At 73.9% G+C, this 11,819-nt stretch carries 9 protein-coding genes and 1 pseudogene; 1 reads left to right on the top strand and 9 read right to left on the bottom strand.

Annotation, left to right across the window (positions count from 1 at the left end):
* Positions 1–51 precede the first annotated feature (51 nt).
* Positions 52–954, top strand: a complete 903-nt coding sequence (locus tag Q8A52_RS30925; RefSeq protein ID WP_316757401.1) for an ATP-grasp domain-containing protein — start codon at positions 52–54, stop codon at positions 952–954.
* On the opposite strand, the gene Q8A52_RS30920 is transcribed toward Q8A52_RS30925, so the two are convergent.
* The 9 genes and pseudogenes from Q8A52_RS30920 to Q8A52_RS30880 form a co-directional block, all read right to left on the bottom strand.
* Positions 914–1,516: a hypothetical protein gene (locus tag Q8A52_RS30920; RefSeq protein WP_316757399.1), complete on the bottom strand. Its 603-nt coding sequence runs from the start codon at positions 1,514–1,516 to the stop codon at positions 914–916. The two genes, Q8A52_RS30925 and Q8A52_RS30920, sit on opposite strands and share 41 nt — an antisense overlap.
* The gene (locus tag Q8A52_RS30915; protein WP_316757397.1) at positions 1,479–2,318 is read right to left on the bottom strand and encodes an FkbM family methyltransferase; all 840 of its coding nucleotides are present in this window, start codon (positions 2,316–2,318) and stop codon (positions 1,479–1,481) included. Before Q8A52_RS30915 ends, Q8A52_RS30920 begins: the two co-directional genes overlap by 38 nt.
* Positions 2,315–2,521 (bottom strand): Trm112 family protein, encoded by a 207-nt coding sequence (locus Q8A52_RS30910; RefSeq protein ID WP_316757680.1) that lies wholly within the window; start codon positions 2,519–2,521, stop codon positions 2,315–2,317. Before Q8A52_RS30910 ends, Q8A52_RS30915 begins: the two co-directional genes overlap by 4 nt.
* Positions 2,522–3,409 (bottom strand): annotated as a pseudogene (locus tag Q8A52_RS30905) (hypothetical protein); the annotation flags it as partial. It lies immediately after the preceding gene.
* Positions 3,410–3,430: 21 nt separating this feature from the next.
* On the bottom strand, positions 3,431–4,165 hold the full coding sequence (locus tag Q8A52_RS30900) for a class I SAM-dependent methyltransferase (RefSeq protein ID WP_316757395.1): 735 nt from the start codon (positions 4,163–4,165) through the stop codon (positions 3,431–3,433).
* Positions 4,162–5,457, bottom strand: a complete 1,296-nt coding sequence (locus Q8A52_RS30895) for a condensation protein (protein ID WP_316757393.1) — start codon at positions 5,455–5,457, stop codon at positions 4,162–4,164. Before Q8A52_RS30895 ends, Q8A52_RS30900 begins: the two co-directional genes overlap by 4 nt.
* Entirely contained in the window at positions 5,454–9,767 is a 4,314-nt protein-coding gene (locus Q8A52_RS30890) for an alpha-(1->3)-arabinofuranosyltransferase domain-containing protein (RefSeq protein ID WP_316757391.1), read from the bottom strand. The genes Q8A52_RS30895 and Q8A52_RS30890 overlap by 4 nt, the downstream gene beginning before the upstream one ends.
* Positions 9,764–10,660: a class I SAM-dependent methyltransferase gene (locus Q8A52_RS30885; protein WP_316757389.1), complete on the bottom strand. Its 897-nt coding sequence runs from the start codon at positions 10,658–10,660 to the stop codon at positions 9,764–9,766. The genes Q8A52_RS30890 and Q8A52_RS30885 overlap by 4 nt, the downstream gene beginning before the upstream one ends.
* Positions 10,657–11,808: a glycosyltransferase family 4 protein gene (locus Q8A52_RS30880; protein WP_316757387.1), complete on the bottom strand. Its 1,152-nt coding sequence runs from the start codon at positions 11,806–11,808 to the stop codon at positions 10,657–10,659. The genes Q8A52_RS30885 and Q8A52_RS30880 overlap by 4 nt, the downstream gene beginning before the upstream one ends.
* Positions 11,809–11,819 lie beyond the last annotated feature (11 nt).

The raw sequence follows: 11,819 nt of genomic DNA, 5'->3' as shown, positions 1-11,819 counted from the left end.
AAGGTCAAACCCGTTGGATCGGTTGCGGGAGCGGTTGTTAGCGTGCTGCGCATGCCCCGTATCGCACTCGCCACCTACGACCCGGGCGACGAGCCCCACCACGACCGTGACCTGCCCGTGCTGGTGGCGGCCCTGACGGACGCCGGGGCCGAGGCCGTCGCCGTGCACTGGGACGACCCCGGCCTCGACTGGAGCGGGTTCGATCTCGTCCTCATCCGGTCGACCTGGGACTACAGCTGGCGCGCGGACGAGTTCGTGACGTGGGCGGAGCGGGCCGGGAAGGCGACGCGCATCGCCAATCCGGCGGCCGTCGTGCGCTGGAACACGGACAAGCGGTACCTCGGCGACCTCGCGGCGGCCGGCGTGCCCGTCGTGCCGACCAGTTACCTCGCCCCCGGGGACGCCCCAGACCTGCCGGCCGACCGCGAGTTCGTGGTCAAGCCCACCTTCGGCGCGGGCGCCCGGTTCGCCGCGCGTTACACCCCCGGCGAGCGGGACCGGGCCGTGGGGCACCTGGCGCGGATGCACGACGAGGGGCTCACCGCGATGGTGCAGCCGTACGTCGAGGGCATAGACGTCAGCGGCGAGCGCGCCCTGCAGTTCTTCGGCGGCCGTCTGCTGCACGCCAGCCGCAAGCGCGCCGTACTGGCACCCGGCGCCGCCTACGACGCGGACAAGGTGGCCCACCCCGACCTGGAGCCCTGGACCCCGACCCCGGCCGAACTCGCCGTCGCCGAGCGGGCGCTGGCCGCCGTACCGGAGGCGCCCGAGCTGCTGTACGCGCGCGTGGACCTCGTCGACGGCGCGGACGGGGAGCCCCGCGTGATGGAGCTTGAGCTGGTCGAGCCGAATCTGTTCCTCTTCCTGCACCCGGGCTCGGTGGACGCGGTCGTCACGGCGGTGCTCGCCGCGGCTACTCGCCGACCGCCGTCCGCTGCAGCAGCCCCCAGGTGAACTCGGCGGCCACCTTCCGCCGTACGCCCTGCGCGTCGGGCGCCGTGAACGCCAGGCCCCAGCGGGTCGGCGCCGTGCCCTCCAGGGGGCGGGCGGGGGCGAAGGCGCGGGCCACCTCGTCGACCGTGCAGCACCAGGGGGTGAGGTCCTCGAGGGTGCGGAGGTCCGGGGCGGGGGCACCGGGGGCGCGTACCAGCCATTCGTTCCAGACCGCGCCGTCGGGGCCGACCAGCACTTCGAAGCGCAGAGCGGGCCAGAGGGGCAGCGGCCACTGCCAGGCCCGGCACTCCAGGTCGCCGACGGTGCGCTCGGCCTCGTACTCGGGCGGGCCGAGGACCGAGCGGTAGCGTGTGGCGGCCGAGCGGGCGCGCGGCGAGCGGAGCATCGCCTGCCAGCGCTTGTTGGCCTCCCGCATGTCCGCGATGGAGGCGCCCAGCTCATGGCGGGCGTCCTCGACCAGATCGGGGTTGTGATCGGCCATGCGGCGCAGCAGCACCAGCTGGAAGTCGAGCGCGGTGAAGGGGCTAGCGGGGCGCTTTCCGGAGGGCGGCATGCGGACCATCGTCGCCCATCGGGGTGGCACCCGGGCGGCGGCCGTCCGGGAGGAACAGCACCGAGTTGACGTAGCGCGGACCCCTGAAGGCGCGCAAGGGCAGGACGCGGCGCAGCAGGCCCCGTGAGACGACGTGCGCGGTCCCGGCCTGGTGGGCCTCCAGCGGGAAGGAGGCCAGCGGGACCCAGCTCGCCCCCGGCAGCACCCAGCCCTCGTAACCCAGCAGTCGCAGATACGTCAGCACCGGCGCGATCGGCTGGATCCGCGACTCCAGCTCCACGAACAGCGCCGGCCGGTCGCGCGCGAGCAGCGCCGTGGCGCCGCGCAGCACCGCCAGCTCGCTGCCGTCCACGTCGATCTTGATGAAGCCGACGTGGCGCAGACCCAGGTCGTCCAGCGTCACACAGGGCACCTCCAGGGCCCGGCCGTGGATGTCCCGGCGCACCAGGGACGACACGCCCCGGTCGCCCGCGTCGTCCGGCGGCAGCCAGAGCCGGGCGACGCCGGGGCGGTCGGAGGCGGCGGCCTGGATCACCCGCACATTCGCCGGGAACGCCGCCGAGGCCAGCAGCCGGGCCAGATGCGGGACCGGTTCGACGGTGACCACCTGGCGTGCGCGTGCCGACAGACGGCGCGTCCACGGGCCGTACCAGCCGCCCACGTCCACCGCCGTGCCGCAGCCGGCCGGGCAGAACTCGCCGAGGCGGGCCAGCTCGGGTTCGAAGCGCGGGTAGACGGCGCGGGCGGTGGCGGCGACGAGCCGGGTGGGGAGGCGGGGGGCCAGCCGGGCGGCCAGGGTCGGTCCGCTCACGGTGTCATCCGCCTCAGCAGCTCCTCGTGCTCCTCGTCCGACACCTGCTCCCCGGACGACGGCAGCAGCTGCGGGATGCCGTCCACGATCGGGTAGCGGCGGTGCAGCCGTGGGTTGTAGAGGGCCTTTTCGGGCAGCAGGTGCAGGGGGCCCTTGTCCAGCGGGCACGCCAGGATCCTCAGCAGTGGGTCGTCGGGCTTCATGGGGGGTGTCAACTCCTTGGCGCCGAAGGATGGTTCGGGAGCTCGGTCGTGCTTCGGCATGGCCAGCAGCACGGTGACCGCGAGCGTCGTGCCCGCCAGCCGCAGGGCGAGCCGTAGCGGGTCGTGCGGCAGCGCCTCGCCGAAGGACAGGGTGCCGAGCACCGCGGTGAACAGGCAGGTCACCGTCGTGCACACCGGAACGATCAGGGAGGCCCGGCAGCGTTGCAGCGCTGCCTGGGACATGACGAGGCCGAACGCTCCCGTGAAGAGCAGGAGGTACGGATAGGGGGAGCGCAGCAGTCCGGCCGGGCCGCTGGTCACATAGCCCGACACGCCCTTGATGGCGAGCGAGCTGACCCCGTACAGCAGGCCCACCGCGACCCCGTACTCGACGCCCGTCGTGGGCAGCCGGTGCCGGTGGCGGGCACGGCGCTCGGTGGCGCGGTACAGCCACACGCCCGCGGCGAGCGAGGGCACGCACACAAGCAGCACCAGCGGGTACGGAGCGGCCCGGCTGACCTTGTCCGACCCCTCCCGCAGGGACAGTACGACCATGAGCAGCGCGGCCAGGATCGCGCCGAGCGCATAGCGCTCCCGGCCGCTGGTCTCCTCGCCGAGCAGCCGTGCCGACAGCAGCACGAGCAGCACGAGCCCGGACACGAAGATCCCCTGCGCCGCGGCGATCGGCAGCGTTCGGTAGACGACGAGCTGCGCGCCGAACCCGGCCGCCAGCGCCAGCGACCCGCCGATCCACAGCGGGCTGCCGAGCACCAGCCGCAGCAGTCGGGCCGGCCTGCGCACGGTCACCTCGGGCAGCGCGGACAGGGCCCGTTTCTCCAGCACGAACCCGGTGCTGTACAGGACGTTCGCCAGCAGGGCCGCGACCACTCCCCACCACATGGCCGCCCCCTACGTCCGTTGCGCATGCAGCAGCAGGATCGAGGCGAGCGAGGGTCTGGCACAGGCCAGCCGGTCCAGCGGACGCAGCGGCCTGGGCACACCGTGGAAGGGGGCGCCGTGCACACGGACGACCTCGAAGCCGGCCGCGGTCACGAACTCCCGCAGCGCGCGGGCCGTGTAGAGCCGCAGATGTCCGACGACCTCCTTCCCGGGGCGGCCGTGGATCGCGCGCAGGCTGACTTCGGAGAACACCGGCTGCACGCCGGCCAGCAGCAGGGCGCGGTTGTACCAGGCGGCCAGGTTCGGCGTGGAGAGCATGAGGTGGCCTCCGGGGCGCAGCACGCGGCGGATCTCGTCCAGAGCCGCGTCGGGGTCGACGAGGTGCTCGATCACCTCGCTGAACAGCACGGCGTCGGCGCAGCCGGTCCGCAACGGCAGTCCGCCGCCGGTGAGTTCGCCCCGGACGGCGTACGGCAGCCGGGCACGGGCGCGGCGCAGGGCGTCCTGGGACCAGTCGACGCCGACGACGCGGTGGCCGGCGAGGAACGGGGCGGCGGTGGCGGCCGCGGTGCCGTCGCCGCAGCCGATGTCGAGGACCGTTCGCGCCCCCGTGCCGGCCGGGCCCAGGGCGGCGGCCAGCAGCCGGGCCTGACGGATGCTGCGCGCGGCGCCGGATGCGACCGGCACGGCGGGGTCCTCGTAGAAGTCGCGGAGTCCCCCGGGTGGGGTGGCGGTGGTCGTCACGGGGCGGTCACCTCCGTGGTGTGCAGATAGTGCTCGAACAGATCGCGCAGTTCGGCACCGTCCCCGGGGCCGAGCAGGGAACGGGACCAGCGCACGGCGAGGTGGAGGCGGCCCGCGGTGGAGGCGGTGGTGAAGGAGAGGCCGCGGGGCATGCGGGCCGGTGCGGAGAACCAGACGGCGTCGGCGCGGCCCGCCTCGTCGCCGAAGTCCAGCGGGTAGGGGATGCGGCCGATGTTGCTGAGCAGGGTGGTGGACGTCCAGGGCGCGACGGCCCTGCGCAGCCCGCGGGTGAGCGCGGCCCGTACGCCCACCGGCGCCCAGGGGGCGGTCAGCAGGGCGGCACCGTGGCCGAGTTGGGGCCGGGGCAGGGACTTGAGGAACCGGGTGCGGACGGCCGTGCGGTGCAGCAGCCCGGCCATGTCCGTCGCATCCAGCTCCTCGGGAGTGAACGGGACCTCGACGAGCCGGGTGCCGTTGCCGATGGGCATGCCCGCGTCCCGGGGGCGGTCGTCGACGGGCATGGTGATGCGGATCGGCCGGGGGCGGGCGCCGCGTTCCCGGTTCCAGTGGGCGATCAGCAGCGCGGTGGTGACCATGAGCTGGTCGTTCACCGTGTACGGGGAGCCCTTGGGGCGGTGCGGGAGGGGCAGTTCGGTGACGATCACGCCGTTGCCGGGAGAGGGGCCGGGGGTGCCGGGAGCCACACGGGCGGGCGGGGTCCAGTTGGACGGCACAGCCACGGACTCCCGCTCCGTGTCCGGCGTGCGGACGGGGGGTGCGGCGGGGGAGTTGTCCCGGCCGCCGTACAGCTCCGCCGCCGTGGCCGTGACGCGCAGGCAGGCCGGGCCGTCCAGGGCGGTGTGGTTGACGGTGAGGATCAGCACGGTGCCGTCGCCCTCGGGCACGGCCTCCAGACGGATCGGAGGGGAGGCGGAGAGCGGGGGAGCGCAGTCCAGGGCGCGCTGCCGGGCCTGACCTCGGGCGTCCGGGGCCGGCGGCGGGAAACGGATCACCTCCACGTCCGGCTCCGCCGTCAGCTCCCACTCGTACCGGGCCCGGTACCAGGGCCGGGGAGCCTCCCGCATCAGGATGCGGGGATGCCGGCGCAGCGCCTCACCGAAGGCCTTGCGCAGCCGCGCGGGATCCAGCCGGCCGGGCAGGTGGAGCTCGATGTGCACGGTCTCCGGTTCCGTGTCCTGAAGACAGTGCCGGGCGACCTCGTCGACGACCGGGAACGGGATACGGGACGTGGGCCGTGCCGGACCGTCCGGCCGGTGCTGGAGCGCGGTCATTCGGGGGCACCTCCCTCGGGGTGTCCGGGGCCACGGGCGGAGACGGTCGGTCCGGAGGCGCTCGGCGGGGACTTCTCCTCCGGTGTCGCGGGGGCGGGCCCCGGCGGATGCGCGCCCAGGGGAGTGGATCCGCGTACCCGCTGCGGCAGCGGTGCCGTCGGCGCCTCCGCATCCGGAGGTGTCCCGTCCGCACCCGTGGACGGGACCTCCCGGACGCTCACCAGGCCCGCGAACAGCCCGATCAGCGCGAGCAGTTGGGCCGGGTGGCCGAAGGCGCCGTGCCCGGCGGCCACCGCTTCCCCGGCGCCGGTCGCCGCCGCGATCCCGGCCCCGGTGAGCGCCACCAGGGCGAGCGGCACCAGCAGCGCGTGCCGTCGGCGGGCGAGCAGTGCCAGGGGCGGCACCAGCAGTGCGAACCAGCCCGCGATGACCACGGCGACCAGCGTCAGTGCCACCGTGCCCAGCCACACGCCGGGCGGCGCAGGCACCGGCTGCGGCTCGTCCGGATTGGGCTCGCGCCGCCGCCACAGGGCCAGTCCCAGCAGGGCCGCGAGCCCTACCGCGCCGCCGATCAGGCCGCCCTCGTAGGTCGTCGCCGGTTCGTACGACAGCTTGACGGTGCCGCCCGCCCCCGCCGGGATCCGCCAGCCCTGCTGCCAGCCGTCGAGCCGGAGGGGGGTCAGCTCCTTGCCGTTCAGGGTTGCCCGCCAGCCGTCGTTGTAGTTCTCGTACGTCGTCAGATACGTGGCCGCCCCCGAGCCGACCGTCACCTCGCGGCGGTCGCCCAGCCAGTCCCGTATCCGAAGCTCGCGCCCCGGACCGGCGGCCTCGTTCACCGCTCCGCGGGTCAGCGTCACGTCCGTCAGGACCAGGGGACCGGTGTCCCCCGCCTCGACCCGGTGAGTGCCCGCGGACAATTCCACCGCCGCATCCGCAGTGCCGTCCTGACAGAGCGTCACCTCCATCCGCCGACGCTCCGCCAGGTCCCGCACGGTCCCCTGCACGCTCGTCGGATACAGCTCGCCGTCCACCGCCAGCACCGGGCCCTGCCCGCACGGCAGGGAGAACGTCCGGGTGGCGGCCGGCTGCGGGGTGCGATAGCCGTCGAGCGCCGGGATGTACGCCTCGGTGAGCCCGACGGGGAGTTGCAGGTCCTCGTCGGCGACGGGATTGTGCAGGGTCAGCGGCGCCGTCTTGGTGATCGTGATGTCCAGCCGGTCCGTGGTGACCGGGTCGAAGCGGACCATGCCGTTCTCGTCGACGCCCGCGGTCGTCGCACCGTCCGGGGAGCTGATGTCCACCTCGGTGGGGCGGGTCGACAGGCCGCCCGCGGGAGCGAGCACGATCGCGCCGACGGGCTGCTTGCCCTTCCAGCTCAGATGGATCGTGGGACGGTCGCCCGCGATCCACGCCGTCGTCAGGTCACCGTCGGTGAGGTTGCGCGCGGACAGTCCCGCGCCCAGGGCCGCGGTGGAGTCCGCGGTCGCCGTGATCCGGTTCTTCTGGTCCGGCGCGACCCGGTACAGCAGCTTGTCGAGCGCCTCGCCCGGCACCGGCACCGCGCTCGCCGCCACCTGGTACGAGCCCGCCGCCCCCGTGGCGAAGGCGCGGTGCAGCCCCGCCTCGGTGCCGGTCGCCGACAGACCGGTCGGGTCGGCCGCGCGGTGCAGGGAGACGACCTGGGCCGCCGCGTCGGAGCCGTCGGCGTCGATGGGCAGCCGCAGCATCCGGGTCACCTGGACGTGGGGCAGGGCGATCTCGGAGAAGCCCGCGCCGGTGAGGCCGGAGCGCCGGGCCACCGAGTCGACGATCGTCAGCTTCATCCAACGCGTGGGGCCGGCCGGGGCCCTGACGGTCTGCGTCATGCCGTCGGGCCGCAGGAAGCTGGTCAGCGAGCCCTTCTGCGTCGTCACCCGCACCCGGGTCGCGGCCGCCCGTACGCTCTGCTGCGGCAGCGGAGTCACCTTCACGGACGCCGGCATGTCGTACGACCCGTCGAAGCCGATGCGCAGCCACTGCCCCTTCGCCGAGCCCGGCGCTCCCTCCGCCCATGCGGTGGCCGGGTCGCCGTCGAAGGCGTTCACCGGGTCGTACTGCGGGAGGTGGAAGAGCCAGTTGCCGTACGACGACGCCGTCACCGTTCGGGCGCCGCGCAGCCGGGCCACGGTCTGGTGGCCGACGCCCCCGGTGGGCAGGATCTGACGCGGCTTGTCGCCCGCGTCCTGCACGGCGTCCGGCGCGTTGCGTTCGTCGCGGGTGTACGTGTAGGAGGTGTTGGCGTCGACCAGCCCGAACCGGGTGTCCGCCCGGCGCAGCCCGTCGCCGACCACCTGGAGGCCGGGCGAGCCGACCCCCGGGTGGTTGTCGCCGGTGAGCACGGTGGCCCGGTCGCGCAGTCGCGCGGCGAGCGGCAGCAGTGCCTCGGGGCCGCCGGAGACGACGGCCGTGTCCGCGGCCGAGAGCAGCCGGGCCTGGCCGGGCCGCGGCACGTCCTTGTCCACCGGCTCGTAGATCTCCACCGCCCGCTGCCTCGGGTACAGCCCCTCCACCTGGAGCGGGGTGTCGTGGGCGATCCGGCCGCCGGTCATCACCGGCCCGTAGCCGGTCACCCGCCGGTAGCCCGACTGCTCCAGGGTGCGTTTGACGCCCGCAGTCGGGACGTAACCGATCTGGTCGGGGTCCAGGTCGTTGCGGACGACGACGTAGTAGATCCCGGCGCGGCTCAAGTAGTCGGCGAGGCCAGGGACTTCGCCGCCGCTCAGCAGCGCCTGCTCGACCGCGTCCATCGCGCGCCGGTTGCCCGGGGTGTCGAAGGGCACGAAGTCCCGCTGCGCCCAGCGGCTGTCGGCCAGCACGTCCAGGGGGTGGTCGATCGGGGAGCCCCAGGTGTAGAGGCCGTGCGCGGTGGCCGGGACGACCAGGGCGCGGGAGTCGGGGGAGTACTTCTTCAGCCAGTCGGCCGTGGTCTGCCAGTACTTGGGCAATTGCTGGAACGAACCCGGGTTCAGGATCGACCCGTTGAGGTAGGGCCACAGCAGCCCCGGCAGCACCAGGACCGCCGCGACCAGCGGGACGAAGCGGCGCCCGCGCACCGGGCGGGCCCCGCGCGGCTCGGCGGCCACACCCACCAGATGGGCCAGCCCGAGCACGAGCGCCAGCGCGATGCCCGTCTGGAACTTGTAGATGTTGCGGAACGGCACCAGCCAGCCGTTCAGCCAGTCCTGCACGACCCCGTGGAAGGGCGCCCCGAACGCGCCGCCGTACCCGGCGAGCGTGATCAGCGCGGTGGTGAGCACCGTCAGCACCAGCCAGCGCCGCTCCGGCAGGTCACGCCGGGCCAGCCCGGCCAGCCCGAGGCCGGCGGCGAGCGCCGAGCAGACGATCACGACGACCGAGGAGGCCACGGCCCAGCCCGCGGGCAGCCAGGCCTCGCCGAGATGCAGATACGCGACCCAGTTCCCGCCGCCGCGCAGCGCCTCCGTGGCCGACATGGTGGCCGTCGTCGTCTGGGAAGTCTCCACGTAGGGCAGGAAGTTCTCCCCGTAGACGCCGAGCAGCAGCAGCGGGATCCACCACCAGGCCGTCGCCACGAGCACTCCGGGCACCCACCAGGAGATCAGCTTCCGCTGCCGTGGTCCGGGCGGGCGGGAGAGCAGATACAGCCCGGCCGGGAGCAGGGAGGCGAGGGTCGCGGCCGCGTTGACGCCGCCCATGAACGGCACGACCAGTGCCGAGCGCAGGGCCGCGACCCGGGCGGCGTACCGCTCGTCGGCCAGCGGCAGCAGCACCCAGGGCAGGAAGGCGCCGGGCAGCGCGGCCGCCGAGGTCGAGCCGACGACCACCGTGAACACCGGCCACAGCGCATAGGCCACCGCCCCGAGCAGCCGGGACGCGGGGGTTCCGATGCGCAACCGCTCGGCCAGCCGCAGTGCACCCCAGAACGCCACCGACACGATCAGTGACAGCCACAGCCGCTCCGCGAGCCACACCGGCAGGGACACCGCGTGGCACAGCCAGTAGAACGGCAGCATCGGCCACAGATAGCCCGCGTACTGGTCCTGGATCCCGCCGAAGGATCCCTGGTCGTGCCACAACTGGCCAAGATCCGAGAGGAATCGGCCCGGGTCGACGGTGACGCCCAGTTTGGTGTCGAAGGTCTGGCGGCCCGGGTGCACCGCGAGGAACAGCACCAACGCCACGGCCCAGAACCCCAGCAGCCAGCGCCGCGACCGCGGGCCCTCCGGCGGGCCCGAGGTGGCCGCGGTGGTGGGGACGGCTGCCGGGGGAGGAGCCTGGACCGTGGTTGTCATGGGGGACACCGCCGGAGGATGAGGAGGAGGTTCCAGGTGGCCAGCTCACGGATGCCGGGCGCCTTCACCACGGTTTCCGCGAGGAACGGCCAGTAGCGGGAGCGCGCCGAGACGACCGTGACGTCGTCGCGGGTGCGCACCTGCCGCAGGGTGGCTCCGATGTGCACGGCGAACAGGTTCTCGCCCAGGGTGTGCTTGGCCGGCCGTCCGGTACGGCGGCGGTAGCGGGCGCGAGCCCGTTCGGCGCCGAGATAGTGCCAGGGCGCCCACTCGTGACCGCCCCAGGGGGAGAGCCAGTTGGTGAACGACACATAGATCAGCCCGCCCGGCCGGGTCACCCGCGCCAGTTCGCTGAGAAACGTCTGCGGATCCGCCACGTGTTCCAGGACGTTGGACGAGAAGGTCACGTCGGCGACCCCGTCGGACAGCGGCAGCAGATAGCCGTCGGCGATCACCGTCCCGTCGGGCGGCTTCTCGCCCAGCTCGGTCACGTCCGGCTCGAAGAGAAAGGCCTGTGCGCCCCGGCGCCGGAACTCCTCGGTGAAGTACCCGCCGCCCCCGCCGACGTCCACGACGATCCGCCCGGCCACCGGCCCGTCGTAGGCCTCGACCTGGTCGGCGGCGTCCCGGGCGAGCAGGGAGTAACAGGCCTCGGGGTCGTCCTGCTCGTGCCGGAAGGCACGAAGGAGGGCGAGGGAACGCCGCAGGGAGGGATCCTTCGAACTCCGGCGCCCTGCAGCGTCCCCATAGGGGCGAGGGGCTGTGACATCTGCGGCTCCGCCGCGATGGGGCTCCCTCCCTGCTCGAACGAAGCTGAGAGCTTGGGGGAGCGACCAGCCGCGACGGATCCGCAGTCGCGCGACGGCCTCACCGACACGGCGCAAGGGCGTCATCGCTCCCAGCCCCGCACCGCCTCCGCGCCAACCGCGAGGAACTGTCTCACGGTCCGTTCCCAGCGGTAGCCGGCGGCGCGATCGCGGGCCGCCTTGCCCATCGCCTCCCGCCGACGCGCGGACAGCGCAAGCGCGCACCAGGCCGCCGCGAACGACGACTCGCCGCGCGCCAGCACACCGGTCTCGCCGTCCACCACGGAGTCCCTGAGGCCGGGCACGTCGAAGGCGACCGCCGGTGTCTCCCGCGCCGCCGCCTCGGTCACCACCAGGCCCCAGCCCTCGACGGCCGAGGGGTGCACCAGCAGCCAGGCCGCGCACAGCAGCCGGTGCTTCTCGGCCTCCGAGACATGCCCGGTGAACTCCACGCCGGGTCCGCCGAGTCGTTCCAGTCGTTCCCGCTCCGGACCGTCGCCGACGATCAGCAGCCGGCCGCCGGTGACCGGCCGCACCCGCTCCCAGAGTCGGAGCAGCAGATCGATCCGCTTGTACTCGACCAGCCGCCCCACCGCTACGAACAGCGGCTCCGGAGAGCGGTCGGCCCGCGGACCGGGCTCTTCCACACCGTTGTGGACGATCCGGATGCGGTCCCGTTGCACCCCGATCGCGCGCAGGGCGTGGGCCGTCGACGGGGAGACGGCGACCATCAGACTCCGCTGCTGCACACCGGTCAGCGCCCAGTGCTCCAGTCTTCGGCCGATCCGCGCGGCCGGCGCCAGCGGTCCGCTCAGGCGCATCCGCCACAGGTCGGTGTGGACGTGGTTGACCAGGCACAGGGTGGGGCCGTGGTGCCACAGGGGCGCGAAGTAGGGCATGCCGTTGCACACCTCGACCAGCAGGTCGCAGTCGCCGACCTGGCGGGCGAAGGCCGAGCGGGCGTGCAGGTAGTGGGCGTAGGCGCCGCCCGCGGACACGACCCGGTAGTCCCGGAAGGCGGCGGGGCCGCCGCACAGGAGGGTGACCTGGTGGCCGAGACGGGTCAGTCCGTCCGCGAGCCGGTCGACGAGCAGTTCGGAGCCACCGGCGGAGGGGTTGCCGAGGTCCCGGTGGGCGAGGAAGACGATCCGGCGCGGATGTGGGGGGAGCGTCGGGAGGTGCCGCGTGCCCTGGGGGAACGCGGCGCGCATCGAGGACGGCACGTGCTGGGGCATGGGTGCTCCAA

This window comes from Streptomyces herbicida (assembly GCF_032656585.1).
GTDB lineage: Bacteria > Actinomycetota > Actinomycetes > Streptomycetales > Streptomycetaceae > Streptomyces > Streptomyces herbicida.
This window is presented reverse-complemented; position numbering and strand designations above follow the sequence as displayed.